Source organism: Enterobacter sp. BIDMC 30 (assembly GCF_000534355.1).
GTDB lineage: Bacteria > Pseudomonadota > Gammaproteobacteria > Enterobacterales > Enterobacteriaceae > Enterobacter > Enterobacter ludwigii.
Genome location: NZ_KI973169.1, coordinates 2,144,633 through 2,170,736, shown reverse-complemented (window position 1 = coordinate 2,170,736; position 26,104 = coordinate 2,144,633). Strand labels below are relative to the sequence as shown.

General features: G+C 54.6%; 23 protein-coding genes. 11 read left to right on the top strand and 12 right to left on the bottom strand.

The genetic code is table 11. The features are described 5' to 3' along the window. Positions 1 to 93 precede the first annotated feature (93 nt). The 4 genes from yebS to L466_RS11995 all read left to right on the top strand — a co-directional run bounded on the left by yebS (position 94) and on the right by L466_RS11995 (position 5,843). Entirely contained in the window at positions 94 to 1,377 is a 1,284-nt protein-coding gene (gene yebS, locus L466_RS11980; protein ID WP_020883415.1) for a membrane integrity lipid transport subunit YebS, read from the top strand. Next, positions 1,346 to 3,979, top strand: coding sequence for a PqiB family protein (locus L466_RS11985; RefSeq protein ID WP_020883414.1), 2,634 nt, complete (start codon positions 1,346 to 1,348; stop codon positions 3,977 to 3,979). Before yebS ends, L466_RS11985 begins: the two co-directional genes overlap by 32 nt. A 76-nt stretch (positions 3,980 to 4,055) precedes the next feature. Further along, on the top strand, positions 4,056 to 5,498 hold the full coding sequence (rsmF, locus tag L466_RS11990; protein WP_032680782.1) for a 16S rRNA (cytosine(1407)-C(5))-methyltransferase RsmF: 1,443 nt from the start codon (positions 4,056 to 4,058) through the stop codon (positions 5,496 to 5,498). Positions 5,499 to 5,603: 105 nt separating this feature from the next. Next, positions 5,604 to 5,843: a YebV family protein gene (locus tag L466_RS11995; protein ID WP_020883412.1), complete on the top strand. Its 240-nt coding sequence runs from the start codon at positions 5,604 to 5,606 to the stop codon at positions 5,841 to 5,843. 34 nt (positions 5,844 to 5,877) lie between these two features. On the opposite strand, the gene pphA is transcribed toward L466_RS11995, so the two are convergent. Continuing rightward, positions 5,878 to 6,522, bottom strand: a complete 645-nt coding sequence (gene pphA / locus L466_RS12000) for a protein-serine/threonine phosphatase (protein WP_032680781.1) — start codon at positions 6,520 to 6,522, stop codon at positions 5,878 to 5,880. 167 nt (positions 6,523 to 6,689) lie between these two features. Here pphA and L466_RS12005 point away from each other — a divergent pair, with 167 nt between their 5' ends. Beyond that, positions 6,690 to 7,631 (top strand): VirK/YbjX family protein, encoded by a 942-nt coding sequence (locus L466_RS12005; protein ID WP_020883410.1) that lies wholly within the window; start codon positions 6,690 to 6,692, stop codon positions 7,629 to 7,631. Positions 7,632 to 8,037: 406 nt separating this feature from the next. Here the strand turns inward: L466_RS12005 and L466_RS12010 are convergent, their stop codons facing one another. From L466_RS12010 to yobA, 3 genes are read right to left on the bottom strand one after another with little or no spacing between them, the layout of a single operon-like run. Further along, on the bottom strand, positions 8,038 to 8,376 hold the full coding sequence (locus tag L466_RS12010) for a YebY family protein (protein WP_014170622.1): 339 nt from the start codon (positions 8,374 to 8,376) through the stop codon (positions 8,038 to 8,040). Positions 8,377 to 8,392: 16 nt separating this feature from the next. Further along, positions 8,393 to 9,262: a copper homeostasis membrane protein CopD gene (copD, locus tag L466_RS12015; protein WP_032680780.1), complete on the bottom strand. Its 870-nt coding sequence runs from the start codon at positions 9,260 to 9,262 to the stop codon at positions 8,393 to 8,395. 1 nt (position 9,263) lies between these two features. Continuing rightward, positions 9,264 to 9,635 carry a CopC domain-containing protein YobA gene (yobA, locus tag L466_RS12020; protein ID WP_020883407.1) on the bottom strand — a complete coding sequence of 124 codons (372 nt, stop codon included), beginning with the start codon at positions 9,633 to 9,635 and terminating at the stop codon, positions 9,264 to 9,266. Between the two features lie 137 nt (positions 9,636 to 9,772). Here yobA and L466_RS12025 point away from each other — a divergent pair, with 137 nt between their 5' ends. The 3 genes from L466_RS12025 to exoX all read left to right on the top strand — a co-directional run bounded on the left by L466_RS12025 (position 9,773) and on the right by exoX (position 11,450). Then, on the top strand, positions 9,773 to 10,003 hold the full coding sequence (locus tag L466_RS12025; RefSeq protein WP_013096102.1) for a DNA polymerase III subunit theta: 231 nt from the start codon (positions 9,773 to 9,775) through the stop codon (positions 10,001 to 10,003). Positions 10,004 to 10,112: 109 nt separating this feature from the next. Next, positions 10,113 to 10,763 carry a carbon-nitrogen hydrolase family protein gene (locus tag L466_RS12030; RefSeq protein WP_032680779.1) on the top strand — a complete coding sequence of 217 codons (651 nt, stop codon included), beginning with the start codon at positions 10,113 to 10,115 and terminating at the stop codon, positions 10,761 to 10,763. Between the two features lie 24 nt (positions 10,764 to 10,787). Further along, entirely contained in the window at positions 10,788 to 11,450 is a 663-nt protein-coding gene (gene exoX, locus L466_RS12035) for an exodeoxyribonuclease X (RefSeq protein WP_014170626.1), read from the top strand. Here the strand turns inward: exoX and ptrB are convergent. Both ptrB and L466_RS12045 read right to left on the bottom strand, forming a co-directional pair. Next, positions 11,447 to 13,507: an oligopeptidase B gene (gene ptrB, locus L466_RS12040; RefSeq protein WP_032678427.1), complete on the bottom strand. Its 2,061-nt coding sequence runs from the start codon at positions 13,505 to 13,507 to the stop codon at positions 11,447 to 11,449. The two genes, exoX and ptrB, sit on opposite strands and share 4 nt — an antisense overlap. 85 nt (positions 13,508 to 13,592) lie before the next feature. Further along, positions 13,593 to 14,243, bottom strand: coding sequence for a tellurite resistance TerB family protein (locus tag L466_RS12045; protein ID WP_014170628.1), 651 nt, complete (start codon positions 14,241 to 14,243; stop codon positions 13,593 to 13,595). Between the two features lie 170 nt (positions 14,244 to 14,413). Between L466_RS12045 and purT the strand changes: the two genes are divergently transcribed. Continuing rightward, positions 14,414 to 15,592 (top strand): formate-dependent phosphoribosylglycinamide formyltransferase, encoded by a 1,179-nt coding sequence (purT, locus tag L466_RS12050; RefSeq protein WP_032680777.1) that lies wholly within the window; start codon positions 14,414 to 14,416, stop codon positions 15,590 to 15,592. Positions 15,593 to 15,633: 41 nt separating this feature from the next. Here the strand turns inward: purT and kdgA are convergent, their stop codons facing one another. From kdgA to zwf, 3 genes are all read right to left on the bottom strand, one after another. Further along, on the bottom strand, positions 15,634 to 16,275 hold the full coding sequence (gene kdgA / locus L466_RS12055) for a bifunctional 4-hydroxy-2-oxoglutarate aldolase/2-dehydro-3-deoxy-phosphogluconate aldolase (protein ID WP_032680776.1): 642 nt from the start codon (positions 16,273 to 16,275) through the stop codon (positions 15,634 to 15,636). A gap of 39 nt (positions 16,276 to 16,314) precedes the next feature. After that, complete coding sequence (gene edd / locus L466_RS12060; RefSeq protein ID WP_014170631.1) at positions 16,315 to 18,126, bottom strand: phosphogluconate dehydratase; 1,812 nt, start codon at positions 18,124 to 18,126, stop codon at positions 16,315 to 16,317. A 234-nt stretch (positions 18,127 to 18,360) separates the two neighbouring features. After that, positions 18,361 to 19,836 carry a glucose-6-phosphate dehydrogenase gene (gene zwf / locus L466_RS12065; protein ID WP_020883401.1) on the bottom strand — a complete coding sequence of 492 codons (1,476 nt, stop codon included), beginning with the start codon at positions 19,834 to 19,836 and terminating at the stop codon, positions 18,361 to 18,363. A gap of 357 nt (positions 19,837 to 20,193) precedes the next feature. Here zwf and L466_RS12070 point away from each other — a divergent pair, with 357 nt between their 5' ends. Together L466_RS12070 and pyk are read left to right on the top strand one after the other, a co-directional pair. Beyond that, entirely contained in the window at positions 20,194 to 21,063 is an 870-nt protein-coding gene (locus L466_RS12070; RefSeq protein ID WP_025203851.1) for a MurR/RpiR family transcriptional regulator, read from the top strand. A gap of 124 nt (positions 21,064 to 21,187) precedes the next feature. After that, positions 21,188 to 22,630: a pyruvate kinase gene (gene pyk, locus L466_RS12075; protein WP_020883399.1), complete on the top strand. Its 1,443-nt coding sequence runs from the start codon at positions 21,188 to 21,190 to the stop codon at positions 22,628 to 22,630. A gap of 51 nt (positions 22,631 to 22,681) precedes the next feature. Here pyk and lpxM read toward each other — a convergent pair whose 3' ends face one another. From lpxM to znuA, 3 genes are all read right to left on the bottom strand, one after another. After that, a complete protein-coding gene (lpxM, locus tag L466_RS12080) occupies positions 22,682 to 23,653 on the bottom strand; it encodes a lauroyl-Kdo(2)-lipid IV(A) myristoyltransferase (RefSeq protein ID WP_032678429.1) in 972 nt (323 codons plus the stop codon). A gap of 119 nt (positions 23,654 to 23,772) precedes the next feature. Further along, positions 23,773 to 25,092: a murein DD-endopeptidase MepM gene (mepM, locus tag L466_RS12085; protein WP_014170636.1), complete on the bottom strand. Its 1,320-nt coding sequence runs from the start codon at positions 25,090 to 25,092 to the stop codon at positions 23,773 to 23,775. A 15-nt stretch (positions 25,093 to 25,107) separates the two neighbouring features. After that, positions 25,108 to 26,052: a zinc ABC transporter substrate-binding protein ZnuA gene (gene znuA / locus L466_RS0122430; protein WP_025203849.1), complete on the bottom strand. Its 945-nt coding sequence runs from the start codon at positions 26,050 to 26,052 to the stop codon at positions 25,108 to 25,110. Positions 26,053 to 26,104 lie beyond the last annotated feature (52 nt).

The following is a 26,104-nucleotide window of genomic DNA, read 5'->3' as shown; positions in this document are numbered from 1 at the left end:
CCTATTAAAATAAGCATTAAATGCGCTCATGCTCAAGATGAATCCGTTCATGAGTTAATATAACGTTCAACAATACTTATTTGTGCGCAGCTGATGGCCTTAAAAACAACCAAAATTACGCCGACAAAAAAGATAACTGTCCATACGGTAAGCGAAGCTTTGCCTCGTGCACATTATCAGCGTTGCCCGCAGTGCGATACGCTTTTTATGTTGCCGAAGATGAAATCGCATGAAAGTGCTTTTTGCCCCCGCTGCGACGCTAAAATTCGCGACGGACGCGACTGGTCGCTGACCCGTCTCGCCGCGATGGCCATCACCATGCTGCTTCTTATGCCGTTTGCCTGGGGCGAACCGCTGCTGAAGCTATACCTGCTTGGTGTGCGTATTGATGCCAACGTACTGCAGGGGATCTGGCAGATGACGCGCCAGGGCGACCCGCTCACTGCCGCCATGGTGCTTTTCTGTACGGTCGGCGCGCCGCTGGTGCTGGTCGCCGCCATTGCCTATCTTTGGTTTGGTAACATTCTGGGGATGAATCTCCGCCCCGTGTTGCTGATGCTGGACAAGCTGAAAGAGTGGGTCATGCTGGATATCTACCTGGTGGGCGTCGGCGTGGCGTCCATAAAAGTCCAGGACTATGCATTCTTGCAGCCCGGGGTCGGACTCTTTGCATTTATTTGTCTGGTCTTGCTGAGCATCCTCACACTCATTCATCTGAACGTCGAACAGCTCTGGGAGCGCTTTTACCCTCAGCGCCCGGCCACGCGACCGGATGAAAGTCTCCGGGTCTGTCTGGGGTGTCACTATACTGGCTTGCCCGACCCACGTGGCCGTTGCCCGCGGTGTCATATTCCCCTGAGACTGCGGCGCAACAACAGTCTGCAAAAATGCTGGGCCGCGCTGATTGCCTCGCTGGTCTTTTTGATCCCGGCCAATATGCTGCCGATTTCCATCATTTACGTGAATGGTGGGCGCCAGGAGGATACCATCCTCTCCGGGATCATCTCCCTCGCCCACAGCAACGTGGGGGTGGCGGCAATTGTGTTTATCGCCAGTATTCTGGTGCCGTTTACCAAAGTGGTGGTGATGTTTACCCTGCTCCTGAGTATTCACTTCAAATGTGAGCAAGGTTTACGTACCCGAATTCTGCTTTTGCGATTCGTCACCTGGATTGGCCGCTGGTCGATGTTGGATCTGTTCGTGATTTCGTTGATGATGTCGCTGATCAATCGCGACCAGTTATTGGCTTTTACAATGGGACCCGCAGCTTTTTATTTCGGCTCCGCGGTGATATTGACTATTCTTGCTGTGGAATGGCTGGATAGCCGCTTACTTTGGGATGCACATGAGTCAGGAAACGCCCGCTTCGCCGACTGAAGCGAGAATTAAAACAAAACGCCGCATTTCTCCATTCTGGTTGCTGCCTGTCATCGCCCTGATGATTGCAGGCTGGCTTATCTGGACGAGCTATGAAGATCGCGGAAGCACCATCACCATTGACTTCCAGTCTGCCGACGGCATTGTGGCCGGGCGAACCCCTGTCCGCTTCCAGGGGGTTGAGGTAGGTACCGTTCAGGACATCAGCCTGGGAAAAGGGCTGAATAAAATTCAGGTCCGCGCCAGCATTAAGTCCGATATGCAGGATGCGCTGCGCAGCGAAACGCAGTTCTGGCTGGTAACGCCTAAGGCCTCTCTGGCGGGTGTTTCAGGGCTGGATGCACTGGTTGGCGGTAACTACATCGGCATGATGCCGGGTAAAGGTGAACCGCAGGATCACTTTGTTGCGCTGGATACCCAACCCAAATACCGACTGAATAACGGCGATCTGATGATCCATCTGCAGGCACCAGATTTGGGTTCCCTCAACAGTGGCTCACTGGTTTATTACCGTAAAATTCCGGTAGGTCGCGTTTATGATTACGCCATCAACCCGAATAAACAGGGCGTGACGATTGATGTGTTAATCGATCGCCGCTTCACTAACCTGGTAAAAAAAGGCAGCCGTTTCTGGAACGTCTCCGGCGTGGATGCTGACCTCAGCCTGAGCGGTGCCAAAGTAAAGCTCGAGAGCCTGGCCGCACTGGTCAACGGAGCCGTTGCCTTCGACTCTCCGGAAAACTCCAGCCCGGCCACGGCAGATGATACCTTCGGATTGTATGCTGACCTGGCGCACAGCCAGCGCGGCGTGATCGTCAAACTCGCCCTGCCCGATGCTAAAGGGCTGAAAGCGGGTTCCACACCGCTTATGTATCAGGGATTGCAGGTTGGGCAGCTCACCAAAATGACGCTCAATCCAGGCGGTTCCGTGACCGGTGAGATGACCGTCGACCCGAGCGTAGTTGATCTCCTGCGTGAAAAAACGCGTATCGAGATGCGCAGCCCAAAACTGTCTCTGAACGATACCAGCCTGAGCAATCTTCTGACCGGCAATACGTTTGAACTGATCCCCGGTGAAGGTCAACCCAGCAACAGTTTCGTTGTTGCGCCGGCAGATAAAGCGCTACTTCAAAAACCGGGCGTCGTAACGGTAAAACTGACCGCGCCTGAAAGTTACGGTATCGAAGCCGGCCAGCCGCTGATTCTGCATGGCGTCCAGGTGGGCCAGGTGCTGGAGCGTACGCTCTCTGAAAACGGCGTGAGCTTCTCGGTGGCTATCGATCCGCAATACAGCGACCTTGTCCATGGCGACAGTAAATTTGTGGTGAACAGCCGCGTCGACGTGAAGGTTGGCCTCGACGGCGTTGAGTTCCTCGGTGCCAGCGCCAGCGAATGGGTTAACGGCGGGATCCGCATTTTACCGGGCAATAAAGGCCCGGTGCGCGACAGTTATCCGCTGTATGCCAACCTGGACAAAGCGATTGAAAACAGCATGAGCGATCTCCCAACCACGACACTGACGTTAAGCGCCGAGACGCTTCCTGATGTCCAGGCTGGCTCCGTCGTGCTGTACCGGAAGTTTGAGGTCGGGGAAGTGATTGCCGTACGCCCTCATGCGGACGCGTTTGATATCGAACTGCATATCAAACCGGAGTATCGCAAGTTGCTGACCCCGAATAGCGTGTTCTGGGCCGAAGGTGGTGCGAAAGTGCAGCTTAACGGTAACGGGCTGACCGTGCAGGCCTCCCCGCTTTCACGTGCGCTGCGCGGAGCGATCAGCTTCGATAACCTCAGCGGTGCGGGTGCAAACCTGCGTAAAGGCGATAAGCGTATTCTCTTCCCGTCTGAAACCGCTGCCCGTGCCGTTGGCGGACAGATTACCCTGCATGCTTTTGATGCAGGGAAGCTGGCGGAAGGGATGCCTATCCGTTATCTGGGTATTGATATCGGGCAGATCCAGAAGCTGACGCTTATCACCGCGCGTAACGAGGTGCAGGCCACCGCCGTGCTCTACCCGGAATATGTTCAAACCTTCGCCCGCTCAGGCTCCCGCTTCTCGGTGGTGACGCCACAGATTTCGGCCGCTGGCGTTGAGCACCTCGACACTATCCTGCAGCCTTATATCAACGTCGAACCCGGTAAGGGGAATGCTCGCCGTGACTTTGAACTGCAGGAAGCCACGATCACTGACTCTCGCTATCTGGATGGCCTGAGCATTGTGGTGGAAGTGCCGGAAGCAGGCTCGCTGAACATCGGCACACCGGTGCTGTTCCGTGGGATTGAAGTGGGTACAGTGACGGGCCTGACGCTCGGTACGCTCTCTGACCGCGTGATGGTGGCATTACGCATCAGCGATCGTTACCAGCACCTGGTGCGTAATAACTCGGTGTTCTGGCTGGCCTCCGGCTATTCACTGGACTTCGGTCTGACGGGCGGGGTGGTGAAAACCGGCACCTTCAACCAGTTCATTCGTGGCGGTATTGCTTTCGCTACACCACCGGGGACGCCGCTGGCGCCGAAAGCGCAACCGGGCAAACACTTCCTGCTGCTCGAAAGCGAGCCGAAAGAGTGGCGTGAATGGGGCACTGCCCTGCCGCGTTAATCTCAGGGCTCCGGTGTCAACGCACCGGAGCCTTTATGTTACACTGCGCCCCTGAACTTTTCCCTGTGGTGTGCACGTGGCTCAAAACTCCGTATTTCTTCCTGAACAATTCCTGGCGCAGATGCGCGAGGCGCTTCCTTCTCACCTCTCGTTAGACGATTTTATCGCCGCCTGTCAGCGGCCGTTGCGCCGGAGTATTCGCGTCAACACGCTGAAAATAAGCGTCGCCGATTTTCTGGCGCTGGTCTCGCCGTATAACTGGCAACTGACGCCAGTACCATGGTGTGCAGAGGGTTTTTGGATTGAACGGGATGACGAACCGTCGTTGCCATTGGGCAGTACCGCAGAACATCTGAGTGGTCTGTTTTATATCCAGGAAGCCAGCTCGATGCTGCCGGTTGCCGCCCTGTTTGCGGATGATAATGCGCCGGAACGCGTCATGGATGTCGCTGCCGCGCCGGGCTCCAAAACCACGCAGATTGCCGCCAGGATGGGGAATCGCGGGGCCATTCTCGCCAACGAGTTTTCAGCCAGTCGCGTTAAAGTTCTGCACGCTAACATCAGCCGCTGCGGGATCCATAACGTTGCCCTGACGCACTTCGATGGCCGCGTATTTGGCGCAGCCCTGCCAGAAGCGTTTGATGCCATCCTGCTGGACGCGCCCTGCTCCGGCGAAGGGGTGGTGCGTAAAGATCCTGATGCGTTAAAAAACTGGTCTGTGGAGAGTAACCTTGAGATTGCCGCCACCCAGCGCGAACTGATCGACAGCGCCTTCCATGCCCTGCGTCCCGGTGGCACATTGGTTTATTCGACCTGCACCTTAAACCGTGACGAGAACGAGGACGTCTGTCTGTGGCTCAAGGCGCAATACCCTGATGCCGTCGAGTTCCTGCCGTTAAACGGCTTGTTCGCTTCAGCCAATGAAGCCGTCACGCCTGAAGGATTTCTGCACGTTTTCCCCCAGATTTATGACTGCGAAGGTTTTTTTGTCGCACGGTTGCGTAAAACGCAGGCGGTTGAGCCACTGCCAGCCCCGACGTTTAAGGTCGGCAATTTCCCCTTCGCCCCCATGAAAAGGCGTGAGGCGGAGCAAGTCACTACCGCCGCCGCTAAGGTCGGGCTGGCCTGGGATGACACATGCCATCTTTGGATTCGCGATAAAGAGATTTGGCTTTTCCCGGCAAATATTGAGCCGCTTATCGGCAAGGTACGTTTTTCCCGCATCGGGATCCGTCTGGCGGAAGTGCACAATAAAGGCTATCGCTGGCAGCATGAGGCTGTTATCGCCCTCGCCCGCAGCGAGAATACGTTCGCCCTGACGCACCAGGAAGCCGAAGAGTGGTACCGGGGCCGTGATGTATATCCGGACAACACGCCATCGCATGATGAAGTGGTGGTGACCTATCAGGGTTATCCGTTAGGGCTGGCGAAAAAGGTGGGCTCGCGATTGAAAAACAGCTATCCGCGAGAGCTGGTTCGTGATGGGCGATTGTTTACCGGTAACGATCGCACCGGCTGAAAAAAGCGCATTTTTTTACTGGCGATTTTGCTCTCCTTGTCTACGATCAAAAATGGATGCCCATACTGGTCATACCAGATTTTGATAACACACCCGGAGAGCAATATGACGAAAACCAGCGTGCGTATTGGCGCTTTCGAAATCGACGACGCAGAATTGCGCGGCGAAGCACAGGGCGAACGAACGTTAAGTATTCCCTGCAAATCCGACCCGGATTTGTGCATGCAACTGGATGCCTGGGATGCCGATACCAGCGTACCGGCAATACTTGATGGCGAACACTCAGTCCTTTACCGTGAGCATTACGATAGTCAATCCGATGCCTGGGTCATGCGTCTTGCCTGACCTAAAGAGAACCCGCCCGAAGGCGGGTTATTTATTACTGAAGCTGCGCCAGCGTAAAGTAACCATCGAAAACGGCGCCCGTATCAATGTAGTGCAGGTTATTAAAATCATACCGCCGGTCAAGTGGCGTATGTCCGAACCAGAAATGGTCCGCACCACCGATCCCCTGCCCTTTCCCGACCATAAACCCCATCAGCCGGTCGCGATCCCATAGTACGTGCTGGGCGCTTACGGGTTTTTGCCAGCGGTATTCCGCTGCGGGATAGTCAGCGTGAGCAATCACATTCAAACCGTTTGCACAGGTTATCTCGATAATGTGCGGCAGTTCCCGACACGCATTAAGTAACGTCAGCGCCAGCTGCTGCTGTGTGTGCTCAAGGCGGGTAAACCAAATTCCGCCATTCATTGACCAGAGTGCAAAATCATTATTATCAAGGTTGTCGATAGCCATTTGTTCATGGTTGCCCCGTACTGCACGAAACCATTTTTCATTCATGAGCTGTAAACATTTAATACTGTCAGGGCCACGGTCAATTACATCCCCTACGGAAATAAGCAAATCCTCATAAGGATTAAAATGCCGGCGTTTCAGTTCATCCATGAGCCACTGATAACAACCATGTATGTCGCTGACAACCCAGACGTGCCGCCACTTCCCACCATCGATTCGCTGATACATAAAACCTCCTTGCTTAAGTATAGACGCAGCAGAAATTGCAGCTGACACGCGCAGCATTCACAAAGCCAAACGAACGGTAAACCAAATGGAAATAAAGATCCGCGCGCTATTAATCCCTTTTTGCTGACTCTTTAGAATAAGGCATGAATTAAACGAGAGGTCTTAACGTGTCTAATATGCACCTGCACAACGATGTGTTCTATCCGCATCGCACAAATATCATTTCCGAGCTGGTGAAAGGAAAACGCGTTCCGGGTCCAATCTGGCAGAAGCGCGAGTATCGTCTGAAGTTCCTGCTGCGCTCGCTCCTGTTCTGGTCTTCCACCCATCGCGTGCTGGAAACGCTCTCAGGACGTGATGATTTTGACCGTCTGCTGGCCTCTCAAATTACCTTACCGAGTAAAACCCATCGGCAGTATCTGATGCGTGGCCTGACGGCCGGCGATCGGGCTGACGCTATCATCAGCCATTATCACTGGGTCGATAGCCTGAAAAATATCACCCTCGCCAACGCGCTGACCAGCCCGCAAGAGCAGACGATAGTGCAATTTCAGGCAAAAAACGACGCGACGTATACCGTGAGTGCCTCCTCTGCCGGCAAAGCCGAGCGGGAAGGTGAAAGCACGCTGTGGTTGCGCGACAGCGAGAATACCGTGCTCGCAAGCCTGACGTTTAGCGTCGCCCGCAGTAACGGGCAGCGAGTGCTGGTGATTGGTGGGCTTCAGGGGCCACGTCGCAACGTCTCGCATGACGCCATTAAACTGGCGACCCGCGCCTGCCATGGCCTGTTTCCAAAACGCGTGCTGATGGAAGTGGTTTTCCAGCTGGCCGCACATTCATCCGTCCGGGCAATTTTTGCTGTTGGTGATGAGGGACACGTTTTCCGCGCACTGCGTTACCGCCTGAGCAAAGGCCGTCATTTCCATGCCAGCTATGACGAATTCTGGGCGAGTCTGGACGGTAAAAAAATCTCCTCTTTCTGCTGGCAACTGCCGTTACAGATGGAGCGTAAATCGCTGGAAGATATCGCCAGTAAAAAACGGGCGGAATATCGCCGTCGCTTTGAACTGCTTGACTGCATTGAGGCTGAGGTGAAATCACGCTTTTAAGCGCGCTGAGAGCTTTCTTCAACTCTGCACAAAAATTTAACAAAACCGGCAAAAAGGGCTGGACTTACGCCTGCCGTTTTGTGATATGGTTGAAGGCGGATCACTGAACGTGTCCCTTCTGAGAGAGCCGGTGAAAGGAATAAATCGTTTGCTTTCAATCAGATAAAAAGAGACCGAATACGATTCCTGTATTCGGTCCAGGGAAATGGCTCTTGGGAGAGAGCCGTGCGCTAAAAGTTGGCATTAATGCAGGCTAAGTCGCCTTGCCTTTTAAGAATAGATGACGACGCCAGGTTTTCCAGTCCTCAGTTAAAGCGGCCGGAAAAAAAGCGTATGAGCATCATTAAAAGTGAAAAACCGCAGTGCTTTCGCAAGCATCTGCGGTTTTTTATTGGAAACCCGAAGATTAACAAAGCGTGTCTGCACGCTCGATAAACGGTGCCAGGCTCATCTTCTGCCCTGGATGCGCGGGATCATCAATCTGAATAACGCTGATTGGCTGTCCACTGCTTTTGCCGCTGGCGACCTGCTGCTCTGCGACATCATTTAAAGGGTATTGCACCAGCGTGCTTGGGTTAATCGCATACAAGGCGTGCCCCGGACGGCAGGTCAGCATCACCTCTTCACGATTAAACGCCCATTTGTCCTTACCCACTTCAAAACGGCTGACGGTAATGACCTGTGGTGCGGCCAAGGCACTCCCCGTGCAGGCCAGCAAGATGAGAGAAAGTAATGTCTTTTTCATAGGATAGTTAACCTTGTCAGAAGGGTTCCCAGGTCGCGAACAGACTGACTGTAGCCAGCACCAGCGCACCCAGCACCACTTCTGCTTGTGTCATTCTGATAAATATTTGTTGTTCTCGCCCGCTTTGCGCACGAAACCGTGGCACCAGAAAATACCGATTTGCCAGCGCAATTACCACCATCAAAGCCACCAGCGCACATTTGAACAACAAAAATTGCACGTAACGGGCCTGCCAGGGAATATCGATACCCAGGATAAACAGCGCATTGAAAACGCCGGTAAGCACCACGCCTGCTACGGCGTAATGCCCCACGCGTGAGAAGCGCATCATGGTGTAGATTGCGGCAGGCTGCCACTGCCCTTTCGCCAGACGCATGCAAAACAGCAGCGGCAGTAATCCCCCAAGCCAGGTTGCGGCACATAACACATGAAGAGCGTGATTAAGGCGCTGTAATGCGCCCACCGCGCCTTCGTTCATTGTTGCATGCCCCACTCCCGCCAGCAGGACGAACTGTCCCATGGCGAGCAGTAACAGCCGTGAGCCTTTATGCGGAGCCAGCCATGCTGTACCGGCAGTAAGGGCCGCGAGAATGATTTGCCACAGCCAGACACTTCCAAACTGCGTCCCCAGCACGCTATGCCAGATGTCGGGGTTGACGACATCGCCCCAGCCATTCCCCATTAACCCGCCCTGAAGCGTAAACATCAGGAGCGCTGTCACCAGGCTGATTAACGCCGCCATTCTCTGCTGCAACTGAAAACGCCGGGACATGAGCCGTTGCAGAGAGGAAGGAGCAAACCAGACGCTATACAGCGCATTGCCAAAAATAAGCATTAACGCGCCGAAATGGAGAAAGCGCAGCCCTACGTAGCACATCGCCAGCATGCTATTTCACGCTAAAGTGATAACTGCCTTTTGTCTTGTGGCCGTCTACCGACACCACATGCCAGTCAACCTGGTAGGTTCCGGGCGTCAACTCGCGATCCAGCGGCACATTCAGCTGCGTCTTGTCTTTCTCGTCGCGTTTAACGGCACCGGTCCTGATGGTCTGCTTTTGTGCATCCGTCACCACCACACCGCTAAAACCGGGCTCAATACCTTCTGAAAACGTCAGCGTCAGCGTACGCGGTGCCGTCACGAGGCTATCTGCTGCCGGAGTCTGTTGTTTAAGGTGAGCGTGCGCCAGCACGGAGGGTGACATCACGCAGGAGGCCAAAAAGACCAGTGCGCCTGCCGCGCGGGAAGAGGATAAACCCATCGCAATCATTCCTTTTTGTTATGCCTGTATGGCAAAGAATAACTCTGTATAATAAGCGAGTCGAGGAACATCCCACCTCTGCTTGTCATCGTCGAGCAATCGCGGTAACGTTGCCGCCGTCTAAAAAGGAGAAGGTAATGAAGATCAATCTGGCCGCCCTTCCTCAGGACGAGATGGATAAAGTGAATGTCGATCTCGCTGCCGCTGGCGTCGCATTTAAAGAGCGTTACAACATGCCCATCGTGGCTGAAGTGGTTGAACGTGAGCAACCTGCTCATCTGCGCGACTGGTTTCGCGAACGCTTAATTGCGCATCGTCTCGCCTCAGTTAACCTTTCTCGTTTACCGTACGAACCTAAAGTTAAATAAGCTTAACGAGTCGTTACACTTCCTTACGCGGAATATGGCAGGATAAGAAAACCCTGATTAAATTAGGTGTATTCTTAAATCACTGCGACTCTGTGTAAAGGAAGTCACGATGTCACAATGGAATATTGCTGCGGCCCAGTATGCCGGGCTGCACCACAGTGTAGATGAACATGTCGCGCACCATCTCCGTTTCATTGCCGAAGCGGCACGACAGCAGTGCGATTTGCTGGTATTCCCGGAGCTCTCATTAACTGGCCCAGGGACAACGACGCTCCCTGCCCCTCCCCATGATAAACAGCTGGCCCCGTTGCTAAACGCCGCGAAATTATACCGGATCACTATTATTGCCGGGCTTCCGCTCGACGTGAATGGCCGTCGTCAGAAAGGCCTTGCCCTGTTTACCCCTTCTCGCCATAGCATCCTGCGCTACCCTCAGGGTCGCGGTGCAAGCCTGATCCCGGGAGATAAACAGCTGACGATCATCGATGCACATGCTGATTCGCCAAATCTCGACCCACAGGCGACGCTGTTTACCAGCTGCCAGTCAGTGGGAGATAGCCGCTGGCGGCAATCCATCAGTACCCTGCAGCGATTCGCACACAAATATGCCATTGCGGTGTTAATGGCGAACGCGCGCGGCGGCAGCGCGTTATGGGATGAAAAAGGTCAGCTGATCGTCCGCGCGGACAAAGGTGAACTGCTATTGACCGGATCTCTTGGCAGACAGGGTTGGCAAGGCGATATCATTCCTTTAGGCTAGGCGTTTTAGGCTCAGGAGAGTTCAATGCTGCGCGTCATCGATACCGAAACCTGCGATCTTCAGGGCGGAATAGTGGAAGTGGCTTCTGTCGACGTGATTGATGGAAAAATAGTCAACCCAATGAGCCATCTGGTACGTCCCGACCGCCCGATCAGCCCGCAGGCAATGGCTATTCATCGTATTACAGAATCGATGGTGGCGGACAAACCGTGGATAGAAGAGGTGATACCCCATTATTACGGTAGCCCGTGGTACGTCGCGCACAACGCCAGTTTTGACCGCCGGGTGCTCCCCGACATGCCCGGAGAATGGATTTGCACGATGAAACTGGCGCGTCGTCTCTGGCCCGGGATTAAGTACAGCAATATGGCGTTGTACAAATCCCGTAAGCTGAGCGTCAGAACGCCGGAGGGTCTGCACCATCACCGCGCCCTGTATGACTGCTACATCACCGCCGCGTTACTCATTGATATTATGAATAACTCCGGCTGGACCCCAGATGATATGGCGACCATTACCGGGCGTCCGGCGTTGCTGACTACCTTCACCTTTGGCAAATACCGCGGTCGGGCGGTTTCCGATATTGCGGATAAAGATCCGGGCTATCTGCGCTGGCTCTATAACAACCTCGATAAGATGAGCCCGGAACTGCGTTTAACGCTTAAGCACTATCTTGGCGAAGCTTAACGCTCCGCACGGCCTGGCAGCGTCTCCTGTGCCAGGCCAATCAAAAACGCATACTCCAGAGCCACGCCTTCGTAAGATTTAAATCGTCCCGATTTCCCGCCGTGACCGGAGTCCATATCCGTGCACAGCAGCAGCAGGTTGTCGTCGGTTTTCAGTTCCCGCAGTTTCGCCACCCATTTTGCAGGCTCCCAGTATTGCACCTGTGAATCGTGCAATCCGGTGGTTACCAGCATGTGCGGATACGCTTTCGCTTCCACATTGTCGTACGGGCTGTACTCTTTCATGTAGCGATAGTAGATCTCATCCTGCGGGTTGCCCCACTCTTCAAACTCTCCGGTCGTCAGCGGGATGGATTCATCCAGCATGGTCGTTACCACATCGACAAACGGCACCTGCGCAATAATCCCTTTAAAGCGTTCGGGACGCTGATTGATGACGGCCCCCATCAATAATCCTCCCGCGCTGCCGCCCATACCAAAGCAAAGCCCAGGATCGCCATAGCCCTGCTCAATCAACGCATCGCAGACGTCGAGATAATCATTGAAGGTATTTTTCTTTTTCAGGAATTTCCCGTCTTCATACCAGTGCTGACCCAACTCCCCGCCGCCGCGAACATGCGCAATGGCGAACACAAAACCGCGATCCAGCAGACTTAACCGGCTGCTGCTGAAATCAGCGTCCATGCTTGAGCCGTAGGAGCCGTAGCCGTAAACCAGAATCGGATTCTTACCTTTCTGGAAATGCGCCCGATGATAAACAAGCGAGACCGGCACCTCGACGCCATCGCGGGCGGTAACCCACAGGTGTTCGCTTCGGTAGTTGTCGGAATCGAACCCTTTCACTTCGGACTGTTTAAGCACCTGACGTTGCCCGGTGTCCATATCCAGCTCAAAGAGCGTATCGGGCGTGGTCATAGACGAGTAGCCGTAGCGCAGACGCGACGATTCCGGCTCAGGATTAAACCCTATCCACGTAACATAGGCCGGGTCGTCAAACGCAATCCCGATCACTTCCCGCGTTTTGCGGTTAATTTGCCGAAGGCTGGTCAGCCCCCGCTGGCGCTCCTCAACCACCAGCCAGTCGGTGAACAGCGTAAACCCTTCGAGCATTACCTGCTCCCGGGCGGGGATTAACACTTCCCACTTCCGTTCATCGCGTACTTTGGTTTTGTAGAGGCCAAAGTTTTTACCCTCCCGATTAGAGCGCAGGTAAAAGCTGTGCTGGAAGTGATCGAGGCTGTATTCATGATCTTTACGTCGCGGCAGGAAGCACAGCGGCTGCGCATCAGGTAGCTCGGCGTCCAGAAGCAGAACTTCAGAGGTTGTGGCGCTGGCCAGGAAGATAATCACATAGTGGCGAGACGAGGTTTTGTGCAGGCTGACATAAAACGTTTCGTCTTTCTCTTCGTAAACCAGTTCGTCGTCAGCAGAATCCGTCCCAACGGTGTGGCGCCACACCTGGTAAGGCAACAACGTGGAGGCATGCTTTTTGACGTAGTAGACCGTTTCGGAATCATTCGCCCAGACAAAGTCCGGCGAAACATTATCCAGCATTTCCGGATACCAGTTACCGGTTTCCAGATTGCGAAAACGCAAACCGTACTGACGACGGGAGAGGTAATCCTCCGCCAGCGCCATAATGGTGTTATCGGGGGAAATAGACATGCCGCCGAGGGTATAAAACTCGCTATGGGCGGCGCGCTGGTTGGCATCCAGCAAGATATCCCACTCATCCCATTCGGCGCATAACACCGACTGTCGCTGGTAGATGGGATACTCGTTGCCAGGTTCGTAGATATGGCGATATCGATAGCCATTTTTGGTCCATGGCGCGGAAATATCGCGCTGGGGGATACGCTGCACCATTTCATTTAACAGCTGGTCCTGCAACGCCTGCTGGCTGGACATGACCTTGCGGCCATAGTCGTTTTCCTCGTGCAGGTAGTCGAGCACTTCTGGCCGGGAACGGGAGTCGTCCCGCAGCCAGTAATAATTGTCTATACGCGTATCGCCATGCGTGGTGATCGCATAAGGAGTACGTCGGGCTTTCGGTGGCATGTCATCATTCTTTTGAGTTTTACACCCTATAAGGTTGGCAAAACCCACGCATGATGCAAGCGAAACATGGCTGCGACGGCGGCAGTTAGCCCTGTAACGCCCGTTTTTGCTCCTGAATATCCTTCTCGATCCCGTCCCGGACATCTTGTGGGATCTTCAGGGCATCACCCAGCGCATTGAGATAGCTGCGCTCCATAAAGTGATCGATATCGATGGCGGCACAGCTCAGAAAATAGAGCTCAAGCGCCTCTTCCTCATTTTTCACGCTTTGCGCCAGACGCTGCGGTTCGAGTGGCTGTTCGATGGCCTGCGCCACCAGCGCTCTGCCCTTTTCTTCGACACCGGCTTCGCGCAGTTGCTGCTCAATCGCCGATCGTTCCTGGTCATCAATGTGCCCGTCGCTTTTCGCCGCGAACACCAGCGCCAGGATGAGCCGTTCGGTACGCAGATCCAGCGGCGAGGTCTGCTCACCAAAGTGGGGTTCGTCGCTGTGCGCGGTCCGCACTCTGTCCTTGTATTTGTTCCACAGTACGGTACCCGCAATAGCGCCGCCGCCCGCCAGCAGCGCGCCGGTACCATACTTTGCCAGTAACTTACGCGAGGATTTATTGGCAACCAGCAGTCCAGCCAGCCCGCCAAGCGCCCCCGGCACCAGGAGTTTGCTCAGCCCCTGCTCGCCGGATGACGACGTTTTCTGTCCCAACATGGATTGCAATTGATTTAGCCAGCCTGACATGGTTTCCCTCACTTAACGGTGAATATGTCTCCCAGCGTAAGCGAGCAGGCGTCAGGAAATGTCTGCCACGGCTAAAGAAGCGCAAATTTCTTAACCGCTCTCGGGCCCTGAACAAGACAGACGCAAACGTTTACGTTTATAATGCGCGCAACTTTTTCAGGGGGATTGTTATGACTCGTTTAGGAACCGCGCTGCGACCTGCGGCGACGCGTGTGATGCTGTTAGGATCGGGCGAACTGGGTAAAGAGGTCGCCATTGAGTGCCAGCGTTTGGGCGTGGAAGTCATTGCAGTGGATCGTTACGCTGACGCACCTGCCATGCATGTCGCCCACCGTTCTTATGTGATCAATATGCTGGATGGCGATGCCCTGCGTACGCTCATTACGCAGGAGAAACCGGATTTCGTGGTACCCGAAATTGAAGCCATTGCTACCGATACGCTGATCGCCCTTGAGCAGGAAGGCCAGCGCGTGGTGCCCTGCGCAAAAGCGGCCAAACTCACCATGAACCGCGAAGGCATTCGTCGTCTGGCGGCTGAAGAGCTGGCCTTACCTACCTCAGGCTACCGTTTTGCCGGCGATAAAGCCGCTTTCCTGCAGGCTGTCGACGAAATTGGCTACCCGTGCATCATTAAGCCCGTCATGAGTTCCTCCGGTAAAGGACAGAGCTTTATCCGCGACAGCAGCACTCTGGATAAGGCGTGGGAGTATGCCCAGCAGGGAGGACGTGCCGGTGCCGGTCGCGTGATTATCGAAGGCGTCGTAAAGTTTGATTTCGAAATCACGCTGCTGACGGTCAGCGCCGTTGATGGCGTCCATTTCTGCGATCCGATTGGCCACCGCCAGGAAGATGGCGACTATCGTGAATCCTGGCAGCCGCAGCAGATGAGCGACCTGGCGCTGGCACGTGCGCAGGAAATTGCCCGTAAAGTGGTTCTGGCGCTGGGCGGTTACGGATTGTTTGGCGTGGAACTGTTTGTCTGCGGCGACGAGGTAATTTTCAGTGAAGTCTCCCCTCGCCCGCACGATACCGGGATGGTCACGCTGATTTCACAGGACCTTTCTGAATTCGCCCTGCATGTGCGCGCCTTCCTAGGCCTGCCCGTTGGCGGCATTCGTCAGTACGGCCCGGCGGCTTCGGCGGTGATCCTGCCACAATTAACCAGCCAGAACGTCACCTTTGATAACGTCGAAGGGGCTATGGGTGCAGGCTTGCAGGTTCGTCTGTTCGGGAAACCGGAGATTGACGGCACGCGCCGCCTTGGCGTGGCGCTAGCGACCGGTGAAAACGTGGATGAGGCTGTGGCAAGAGCCAAAACAGCCGCCGCGAACGTGAAGGTTGCAGGATAAAAAAAACGGGCCAGCAGGCCCGTTTTTCATACTGTCTTCGCTTACTGCTTCGCGCCTTCAACCGCTTCGCGAGCCAGTTTAGTGATGCGTTCCCAGTCGCCTGCTTCCAGCGCATCCGCAGGAACCAGCCATGAACCGCCGATGCACAGGACACTTTTCAGCGCCAGGTAGTCACGGTAGTTTGCCGGAGAGATACCACCCGTCGGGCAGAAGCGAACCTGAGAGAACGGACCCGCAATAGCCTGCAGCGCTTTGGTGCCGCCGTTAGCTTCAGCCGGGAAGAATTTGAACTCTTTCAGGCCGTAATCCATACCCATCATCAGTTCAGATACGGTGCTGATACCCGGGATCAGAGGGATCGTGCCTTCGGTTGCAGCTTTCAGCAGCGGCTCGGTCAGGCCAGGGCTGATAGCGAACTGCGCGCCCGCTTCGGTCACGTCAGCCAGCTGCTGTGCGTTCAGTACAGTACCCGCACCGATGATCGCGTCCGGCACTTCTTTGGCGATAGCGCGAATAGCGTCCATCGCGCAGGCGGTACGCAGGGTCACTTCCAGAACACGAACACCACCCGCGACCAGGGCTTTCGCCATCGGGACAGCATGCTCCAGCTTGTTCACCACGATTACCGGCACGACAGGGCCAGTGGTCAGGATTGCTTCTGCACTTGTTTTCCAGTTTTTCATCAGAGTTTTCTCTCGCCAGATCGATAAAATCAAGTCGTCTTAAAACGTAATACAGGTTGCGCCCTGCTCCGCACCGGAGAGTTTCTCACGCAGCGCGCCAAACATTTCGCGTCCGGTTCCCACGCGCGATGCGCTCAGGTCAGGAATATGTGGCTTACGTGCCGCCAGTTCAGCGTCATCCACCAGCAGGGTTAACTCACCTGTCTGACCGTTGACGCGGATCATGTCTCCATCACGAACTTTCGCCAGCAAACCGCCGTCGTAAGCTTCCGGGGTCACGTGGATGGCAGAAGGCACTTTACCTGATGCGCCAGAGAGGCGTCCATCGGTCACTAACGCAATTTTGAAACGGCGGTCCAATAATACACCAAGTGGCGGCATAAGTTTATGTAATTCTGGCATCCCGTTCGCTTTTGGCCCCTGATGGCGCACCACAACGACGCAATCTTTGTCGAGCAGACCGGCATCAAACGCAGGCAAAACGTCATGCTGGCTTTCAAACACCACGGCCGGCGCTTCGATAATCTGGTTCTCTTCCGGTACGGCGGAGGTTTTCATCACCGCACGCCCCAGGTTACCGCTGAGCACTTTGGTGCCGCCGTGACGAGAGAACGGTTGTTCAAAGGTGGCGATAACCTGTGCGTCAAGCGAGGCGGTGGCGCCTTCACGCCAGTCAAGCTCACCGTTATTGAGCCACGGCTCATGGGTATAACGCTGCAGACCAAAGCCCGCCACGGTGTTCACATCTTCATGCAGCAGACCGCCTTTCAGCAGCTCGCGCATCAGCACCGGCACGCCACCGGCAGCCTGGAAGTGGTTGATGTCAGCCGGGCCGTTCGGGTACAGGCGCGCCATCAGTGGCACCACAGACGAGATATCCGAGAAATCATCCCAGTTAATCAGGATGCCCGCCGCGCGCGCCATCGCCACCAGATGCATGGTGTGGTTGGTTGAGCCGCCGGTTGCCAGCAGCGCAACGATACCGTTGACGATCACTTTCTCGTCGACCATTTTACCCAGCGGCATCCACGCGTTGCCGTTACCGGTCAGACGCGTTACCTGGCGGGCAGCTGCTTCAGTCAGGGCCTTACGCAGTGGCGCATCCGGCTGAATGAAAGAGGACCCAGGAAGCTGCATCCCCATAAATTCCACCACCATCTGGTTGGTGTTGGCCGTACCGTAGAAAGTACAGGTGCCCGGCGCATGGTAGGAGGCGGCTTCCGCTTCCAGCAGTGCCTGACGGTCTGCTTTACCTTCCGCATACAGCTGACGGATACGCACTTTTTCTTTGTTTGGCAGGCCGCTTGCCATCGGACCTGACGGCACGAAGATCGCAGGCAGATGACCAAACGACAGCGCTGCCATGGCCAGCCCCGGGACGATTTTATCGCACACGCCGAGGTACAGCGCGCCATCAAACATATTGTGAGACAGGCCCACTGCGGCCGACATCGCAATCACTTCGCGGCTCAGCAGAGAGAGCTCCATCCCATCCTGACCCTGCGTCACGCCGTCGCACATGGCTGGCACGCCGCCCGCGACCTGGCCTACCGCATTGACGCTGTGCAGCGCTTTACGGATGATCTCCGGATACACTTCGTACGGCTGATGCGCAGAAAGCATGTCGTTGTAGGAGGTAATGATGGCGATATTGTTACGCAGCATGCTTTTCAGCGAGGCTTTATCGTCGGGCTGGCAGGCGGCGAAACCGTGCGCCAGGTTACCGCAGGCGAGTTGTGAGCGATGAACGGTATTACTTTTAGCCTGTTCAATCCGGGCGAGGTAGGCAGAACGGGTCTCTTTCGAGCGCTCAATAATGCGTTGTGTTACGCGTAACAATGTCGGATTCATAAAAGCTCCTCTAATTTATCTGTCCGGGCTCGGGAGTTTACAAAGTCGCTGGCGATTATTAACAACGCTGAAACGCTTGCTGTCCGGAGCTCAGGGGCAAAATCACTTCCGGCAGTGTAATAAAAAAAGCTCCGCGGGTGAATCCACGCGGAGCTTAAAAGTTTATAAATTGTGCCACGAACTGTGTTAGATCATGTTACCGGTAAAATAACACCTAAGAGGCAGCTGATAATTTTACTCAAACTCATTCCAGGAGCGGCCATCACGGGTGATCATCGCGACGGACGCGACAGGCCCCCAGGTGCCCGCCTGATACGGTTTCGGCGCATCCTGATCCGCAGCCCAGGCTTCAGTGATGGAGTCGACCCATTTCCACGCCTCTTCCACTTCATCACGACGCACGAACAGCGCCTGGATACCGCGCATGGTTTCCAGCAGCAGACGCTCGTAAGCATCTGCAAGGTGCGTCTGATTGAACGTTTCGGAGTAGCTCAGGTCCAGCTTGGTGGTCTGCAGGTTATGTTTATGATCCAGGCCCGGCACTTTGTTCAGGATCTGGATGTCCACCCCTTCGTCTGGCTGCAGACGAATGGTCAGTTTGTTCTGCGGCAGCTCCTGCCAGGACTCTTTGAACAGGTTGAGTTCAGGGTTTTTGAAGTAAACGACCACTTCAGAGCATTTGGTCGGCAGACGTTTACCGGTACGCAGGTAGAACGGAACGCCCGCCCAGCGCCAGTCATCGATATCCACGCGGATCGCCACAAACGTCTCGGTATTGCTCGCCTTGTTGGCACCCTCTTCTTCCAGGTAGCCCGGCACTTTTTTACCCTGAGCAAACCCTGCGGTGTACTGGCCGCGTACCGTTTTCTCACGCACGTTTGAGCGATCGATGCGACGCAGTGACTTCAGCACTTTCACTTTAGCATCACGGATGCTGTCCGCCGTCAGGTCAGACGGTGGAGACATGGCAATCATGCAAAGGATTTGCAGCAGGTGGTTCTGGATCATGTCGCGCATCTGACCGGCCTGGTCAAAGTAACCCCAGCGGCCTTCGATACCTACCTCTTCGGCCACGGTGATTTCCACATGGTCGATGGTACGGTTGTCCCAGTTATTCACAAACAGGGAGTTGGCAAAACGCAGCGCCAGCAGGTTCAGTACCGTCTCTTTACCGAGATAGTGGTCGATACGGTAGACCTGGCACTCTTCGAAGTACTCGCCGACCTGGTCGTTAATTTCACGTGAGGTTGAAAGAGAGGTCCCCAGCGGTTTCTCCATCACCACGCGTGCCGGTTTAGCGTTCAGCTTCGCTTCGCCCAGGCCTTTGCAGATTGCACCGAAAGTGCTTGGCGGCATGGCGAAGTAGTTAATGGTGACACGGTTTTTCTGATCCAGCATCGCGCCTAAACGGTTAAACGCGCTGACGTCGTTCACGTCCAGGTTACAGAAATCAAGACGTCCGCTGAGGGTATCCCACAAACTTTCATCAATCTTTTCCTTCATGAAAGTTTCGAGCGCCTCGCGTACGACCTTGGTATAAGCTTCCTTGTCCCAGTCGGCGCGCCCAACGCCCAGGATACGCGTATCCGGATGAATTTGGCCCGCTTTCTCCAGTTGATACAGGGAAGGCAGCAATTTCCGGCGTGCAAGATCGCCTTTCGCGCCGAAAATGACCAGGTCACATGCCTGGGCTGTTTGCGTTACCGCCATGTCATTCTCCTCAGTTGGATCACCTGGTACTTCTGCCAGGTATCGTTGTAATTTTATTACGTTGCACTGTACTGCTTTTACGTCATTCCCGAAACCATTAGCGCTTAACCTCGCGTGCGATACCGCGATTTTTTCGCCGTCAGACGCGTGTGGTGGCGGAATCACGTAAAAAGCGTTGATTCTTTGAACTACAGGGTCATAACAAAACCCGACACCGATCAAGTAATGAAAAAAAACAACAACATTATCTTGTCGACTGTTACCCTTTATGGAAGCCGCAGGGGTAATATCGGCTAAATCGAATCATGATTTCATGAATTAATGAAATCGTTTCCACCCATGAGCGCCCTGTTAACAATGAACATGCTGGAAAAAATCCAGTTCCAACTGGAACACCTTAGCAAATCCGAGCGAAAAGTGGCCGAAGTCATTCTTGCCGCTCCTGCTCAGGCGATTCATTCAAGCATCGCCGCTCTGGCGCAGGAGGCAGGCGTCAGCGAACCGACGGTTAACCGCTTCTGCCGTAGCCTTGAAACGCGCGGCTTTCCTGATTTTAAACTGCATCTTGCACAAAGTCTGGCAAACGGCACGCCTTATGTTAATCGCAATGTGGATGAAGACGACAGTGTTGATGCCTATACGGCAAAAATATTTGAGTCGGCCATGGCTACGCTGGACCACGTTCGCCAGTCCCTGGATATGAATTCCGTGAACCGCGCGGTGGATTTACTGACCCAGGCCAAGCGCATTGCGTTCTTTGGCCTCGGCTCGTCGGCGGCCGTGGCGCATGACGCCATGAATAAATTCTTCCGCTTTAACGTCCCGGTCATTTATTCCGATGACATTGTCCTGCAACGCATGAGCTGTATGAATTGCAGTGAAGATGATGTCGTGGTACTCATTTCGCACACTGGGCGCACCAAAAGCCAGGTGGAGCTGGCGCAACTGGCGCGTGAAAACGATGCCATGGTTATTGCCCTCACGACGGCGGGCACGCCGCTGGCAAGAGAAGCGACGCTCGCCATCACCCTTGACGTCCCGGAAGACACCGACATGTATATGCCGATGGTCTCCCGTCTGGCGCAGCTCACGGTGATTGACGTGCTGGCAACCGGTTTCACCCTGCGCCGTGGCGCAAAATTCAGAGATAACTTGAAGCGTGTCAAGGAAGCGCTTAAGGAATCGCGTTTTGATAAAGAATTGCTTATGAAAAGCGATGTTCCCTAAATAGTTTAATAACTACGATGTAACGATTTACGGCATTCGGTCCTCTCTCTGTTGCCTTGCAGCAGATGAAGGCCGATTTAATGTTCACGCAACACCAAAGTTGTTTCAGTCAACGGAGTATTACATGTCCAGAAGGCTTCGCAGAACCAAGATCGTAACCACCTTAGGCCCGGCCACTGACCGCGATAACAATCTCGAGAAAATTATCGCCGCGGGTGCCAACGTGGTGCGTATGAACTTCTCTCACGGTACGCCAGAAGACCATAAATTACGTGCCGACAAAGTGCGTGAAATTGCGGCCAAACTTGGCCGTCATGTTGCTATCCTCGGGGACCTGCAGGGTCCAAAAATTCGTGTTTCAACCTTCAAAGAAGGTAAAGTCTTCCTCAATATCGGCGACAAATTCCTGCTTGATGCCAACCTGGGTAAAGGCGAAGGCGATAAAGAAAAAGTTGGGATCGACTATAAAGGTCTGCCGGCTGATGTTGTGCCTGGCGATATCCTGCTGCTCGACGACGGTCGCGTTCAGCTGAAAGTGCTGGAAGTTCAGGGGATGAAGGTATTCACCGAAGTCACCGTCGGGGGCCCGCTCTCAAACAACAAAGGCATTAACAAACTCGGCGGTGGCCTCTCAGCCGAGGCGCTGACCGATAAAGATAAAGCAGATATCGTGACCGCTGCGCTGATTGGCGTTGACTACCTGGCCGTCTCCTTCCCACGCTGTGGCGAAGACCTGAACTACGCGCGCCGTCTGGCACGTGATGCGGGCTGTGATGCCAAAATCGTTGCTAAAGTGGAACGTGCGGAAGCCGTTTGCGATCAGGACGCGATGGATGACGTGATTCTGGCGTCTGACGTGGTGATGGTTGCCCGTGGCGATCTGGGCGTGGAAATTGGCGACCCTGAACTGGTGGGGATCCAGAAAGCCCTGATCCGCCGTGCACGTCAGCTTAACCGCGCCGTGATCACCGCAACCCAGATGATGGAATCCATGATCACCAACCCAATGCCGACCCGTGCAGAGGTGATGGACGTGGCTAACGCCGTGCTGGACGGTACCGATGCCGTAATGCTTTCTGCAGAAACCGCAGCCGGCCAGTACCCTGCTGAAACCGTAGCCGCGATGGCACGCGTTTGCCTGGGTGCTGAAAAGATCCCAAGCATCAACGTCTCTAAACACCGTCTGGACGTGCAGTTCGACAACGTGGAAGAAGCGATTGCGATGTCTGCCATGTACGCCGCTAACCACCTGAAAGGCGTAACGGCGATTATCACCATGACCGAATCTGGCCGTACCGCGCTGATGACCTCCCGTATCAGCTCCGGTCTGCCCATCTTCGCCATGTCCCGTCACGAGCGTACGCTGAACCTGACGGCGCTGTATCGCGGTGTCACGCCGGTGCACTTCGACAGCACCAACGACGGTGTCGCGGCTGCCCACGACGCCGTGAACCTGCTGCGCGACAAAGGCTATCTGGTCTCCGGTGATATCGTGATTGTGACTCAGGGTGACGTGATGAGCACCATCGGCTCGACCAATACCACTCGCGTATTGACCGTCGAGTAAGTACGCCCCTGTTAAAAAGCCCGCTCTTTTCGGAGCGGGCTTTTTTTCTGCTTATTTCTTCGGGAAAAGCTCTTTGCGTTTGTACGGCTCTGTTTCACCGGGCTTACGCGTTTTGAGCAACTTCAGTATCCACGTGTATTGCTCAGCATGCGGTCCCACCAGAATCTCGACCTCTTCGTTCATTCGACGCGCAATGGTGTGATCGTCCGCAGTCAGTAAATCATCCATCGGTGGACGCACTTCAATGCTCAGGCGATGGGTTTTCCCGTCGTATACCGGAAACAGCGGAATGACGCGCGCACGGCAGACTTTCATCAGGCGGCCAATCGCCGGCAACGTGGCTTTATACGTCGCGAAGAAATCCACAAACTCACTGTGCTCGGGGCCGTGGTCCTGATCCGGCAGATAGTAACCCCAGTAGCCCTGACGCACGGACTGTATAAACGGTTTAATGCCATCATTACGCGCATGCAGACGGCCACCAAAACGGCGCCGCACGGTGTTCCAGACGTAATCAAAGATCTTATTGCCCTGGTTATGGAACATTGCCGCCATTTTCTGCCCCTGTGACGCCATCAGCATCGCAGGAATATCCACGCCCCAGCCGTGAGGAACGAGGAAGATCACCTTCTCGTTGTTGCGGCGCATCTCTTCGATGATTTCCAGCCCTTTCCAGTCAACTCGCGTCTGAACTTTCTCCGGCCCTTTGAGCGCCAGTTCGGCCATCATCGCCATGGCCTGCGGCGCGGTCGTGTACATGTCGTCAATCAGCGCTTCACGCTCGGCGTCACTCTTCTCCGGGAAACAGTACAGGAGGTTAATCTGCGCACGGCGACGGGCACTTTTACCAAACCGGCCCGCCAGGCGGCCTATTTTTCCCAGTACCGGATCGCGAACCGAGGCAGGTAACATCGCAATCCCCGCAAATGCGTAAACGCCAAGCCAGGCACTCCAGTTGCGCGGGTGGCGAAAAGATTTTTCAAACTCAGGAATGTACTCAATATTGTTTTTTTGGGTTTCCATGCTGGTTCCAGGGTCTGGTGACGCAAAATTTCATTCAGATAGTGTAGCGAGGCAGCCGCTCGCGCACAAAACAAAAAGCCGGCACATACTGAGGCCGGCTTTTTCACAAAACAGAGGGCTTAATCAAAGCGCAGCTGCGGAATCACCTCTTTCACCTGCGCCAGGTAATCGGAACGATCTTTACCTGTCAGGCCTTCGGTACGCGGCAGTTTCGCCGTAAGCGGGTTCACTGCCTGTTGGTTAATCCATACCTCATAGTGCAAATGCGGCCCGGTAGAGCGCCCGGTATTCCCGGAGAGCGCGATACGGTCGCCACGTTTCACTTTCTGTCCCGGCTTAACCAGTAGCTTACGCAGGTGCATATAGCGGGTGGTGTAGGTACGACCATGACGCACCGCGACATAATACCCGGCTGCACCGCTGCGTTTTGCAATCACCACTTCGCCATCACCCACAGCCAGCACAGGTGTCCCCTGTGGCATGGCAAAGTCAACGCCACGGTGCGGCGCAACACGCCCGGTGACCGGGTTAAGACGGCGCGGGTTAAAGTTGGATGAAACACGGAATTGTTTAGCCGTCGGGAAGCGCAGGAAGCCCTTCGCAAGCCCGGTACCGCTGCGGTCGTAGAACTTACCGTCTTCGGCACGAATGGCGTAGTAATCTTTGCCATCAGAGCGCAGACGCACGCCCACCAGCTGGCTCTGCTCACGCTTGCCGTCAAGCATTTCACGGGACATGAGGACAGAGAATTCATCGCCTTTCTTCAGTTTGCGGAAGTCCATTTGCCACTGCATGGCTTTGATTACCGAGCTTATTTCGGCGCTGGTCAGCCCCGCATCGCGCGCGCTGGAGACGAAGCTTGCGCCTACGGTCCCTTTCATCACGCTGTTCACCCAGTCGCCTTTCTGCATTTCACTGGTCATTTTGAAACCGTTTGCAGTGCGATCGTAGGTGCGAGTTTCGCGACGGGACATTTCCCAGGTCAGGCGTTGAAGATCGCCATCAGCGGTTAACGTCCAGGAGAGCTGTTGACCAATTTTCAGATTACGAAGATCTTTATCCGCCGCCGCCAGCTGGCTGATGTTTCCCATGTCGATACCGTACTGGTTCAGAACGCTGCTTAACGTATCACCCGTCGAAACGACATATTCGTGGATCCCCGCTTCATTCTCGGTTTTATCGTCCAGCTCATCCTGCGGGATGGCTTCATCTTCCTGAGCCGCCTGGTCGATAGGTTCACTGGCCTCAGGGAGGAGAGAGCGGATCTCGCTCTTCTCAAGCTCGATGGTTTTGATGATTGGGGCAGAACTCGGATGGTAAACATAGGGCCGCCAGACGGCGACCGCTAACGTGAGAACTGTAAGAGACCCCAGCATAACGCGATGGGGTCGAGGCAGATTGTTAAATGCCAGGGCGACAGAGCGGGCTATCTGTTGCACGTATTCACTTCCTCGTTAATCTCCTTTCAGGCAGCTCGCATACTGGTTCGCCAGTTGGCTGAGAAACTGCGAATAGCTCGCTTTGCTCAACTGGATATTCGTTCCTAGCGGGTCAAGGGTTCCCATGCGCACGGATGTTCCCCTGGCCACGGCTTCTACGACCGCTGGCCTGAACTGTGGCTCAGCAAAAACGCATGTCGCTTTCTGCTCAACCAACTGTGTTCTGATTTCATGTAAACGCTGCGCACCAGGTTGAATTTCAGGGTTGACGGTAAAGTGCCCCAGCGGGGTCAGGCCGTAGTGTTTCTCGTAATAGCCATAGGCGTCATGAAAAACGAAATACCCTTTTCCTTTCAACGGTGCGAGCTCATTACCCACCTGCTTATCGGTTGCGGCTAATTGTGCCTCAAAATCCTTCAGGTTGGCGTCTAGTTTGGCTCGACTTTGCGGCATAAGTTCCACTAATTTGTCATGGATTGCAACCGCCGAAAGCCGCGCTATCTCTGGGGATAGCCAAAGGTGCATGTTGTACTCGCCGTGATGGTGATCCCCATCACCTTTTTCGCCGTCGGCGTGTCCGGCATCATGTTCATCACCGTCGTCGTCAGCCCCTTTCATGAGCAACGGTTTCACGCCCGGGAGTTCGGCAATGGCGACCTGTTTTTCGCCCGGTACCTGTTTTGCCGACTTCTGCATAAACGCTTCCATCTCTGGACCAATCCATACAACTAAGTCCGCGTTTTGTAAGCGTTTTACATCAGATGGACGCAGGGAATAATCATGCTCGGAAGCCCCATCAGGGAGCAGAACCTGGGTGTCAGTGACCCCATCTGCAATCGCGGAAGCAATGAAACCGAGCGGTTTAAGCGAAGCGACAACAGCAGCGTTAACATCTTGTGCTGTTGAACCCCAAAGGGCAGCGGATAATGCTGCGAAAAGAAGCGTATTTTTATGTAACATAATGCGACTAATCATCGTAATGAATGCGTAGGATGTGATATTATAACATTCG

Coding starts and splice junctions, on each gene's coding strand:
- yebS (WP_020883415.1), top strand. CDS start 94: ATGGCCTTAAAAACAACCAAAATTACGCCGACAAAAAAGATAACTGTC.
- L466_RS11985 (WP_020883414.1), top strand. CDS start 1,346: ATGAGTCAGGAAACGCCCGCTTCGCCGACTGAAGCGAGAATTAAAACA.
- L466_RS11995 (WP_020883412.1), top strand. CDS start 5,604: ATGACGAAAACCAGCGTGCGTATTGGCGCTTTCGAAATCGACGACGCA.
- pphA (WP_032680781.1), bottom strand. CDS start 6,522: ATGTATCAGCGAATCGATGGTGGGAAGTGGCGGCACGTCTGGGTTGTC.
- L466_RS12010 (WP_014170622.1), bottom strand. CDS start 8,376: ATGAAAAAGACATTACTTTCTCTCATCTTGCTGGCCTGCACGGGGAGT.
- copD (WP_032680780.1), bottom strand. CDS start 9,262: ATGCTGGCGATGTGCTACGTAGGGCTGCGCTTTCTCCATTTCGGCGCG.
- yobA (WP_020883407.1), bottom strand. CDS start 9,635: ATGGGTTTATCCTCTTCCCGCGCGGCAGGCGCACTGGTCTTTTTGGCC.
- L466_RS12025 (WP_013096102.1), top strand. CDS start 9,773: ATGAAGATCAATCTGGCCGCCCTTCCTCAGGACGAGATGGATAAAGTG.
- L466_RS12030 (WP_032680779.1), top strand. CDS start 10,113: ATGTCACAATGGAATATTGCTGCGGCCCAGTATGCCGGGCTGCACCAC.
- exoX (WP_014170626.1), top strand. CDS start 10,788: ATGCTGCGCGTCATCGATACCGAAACCTGCGATCTTCAGGGCGGAATA.
- ptrB (WP_032678427.1), bottom strand. CDS start 13,507: ATGCCACCGAAAGCCCGACGTACTCCTTATGCGATCACCACGCATGGC.
- L466_RS12045 (WP_014170628.1), bottom strand. CDS start 14,243: ATGTCAGGCTGGCTAAATCAATTGCAATCCATGTTGGGACAGAAAACG.
- purT (WP_032680777.1), top strand. CDS start 14,414: ATGACTCGTTTAGGAACCGCGCTGCGACCTGCGGCGACGCGTGTGATG.
- kdgA (WP_032680776.1), bottom strand. CDS start 16,275: ATGAAAAACTGGAAAACAAGTGCAGAAGCAATCCTGACCACTGGCCCT.
- edd (WP_014170631.1), bottom strand. CDS start 18,126: ATGAATCCGACATTGTTACGCGTAACACAACGCATTATTGAGCGCTCG.
- zwf (WP_020883401.1), bottom strand. CDS start 19,836: ATGGCGGTAACGCAAACAGCCCAGGCATGTGACCTGGTCATTTTCGGC.
- L466_RS12070 (WP_025203851.1), top strand. CDS start 20,194: ATGAACATGCTGGAAAAAATCCAGTTCCAACTGGAACACCTTAGCAAA.
- pyk (WP_020883399.1), top strand. CDS start 21,188: ATGTCCAGAAGGCTTCGCAGAACCAAGATCGTAACCACCTTAGGCCCG.
- lpxM (WP_032678429.1), bottom strand. CDS start 23,653: ATGGAAACCCAAAAAAACAATATTGAGTACATTCCTGAGTTTGAAAAA.
- znuA (WP_025203849.1), bottom strand. CDS start 26,052: ATGTTACATAAAAATACGCTTCTTTTCGCAGCATTATCCGCTGCCCTT.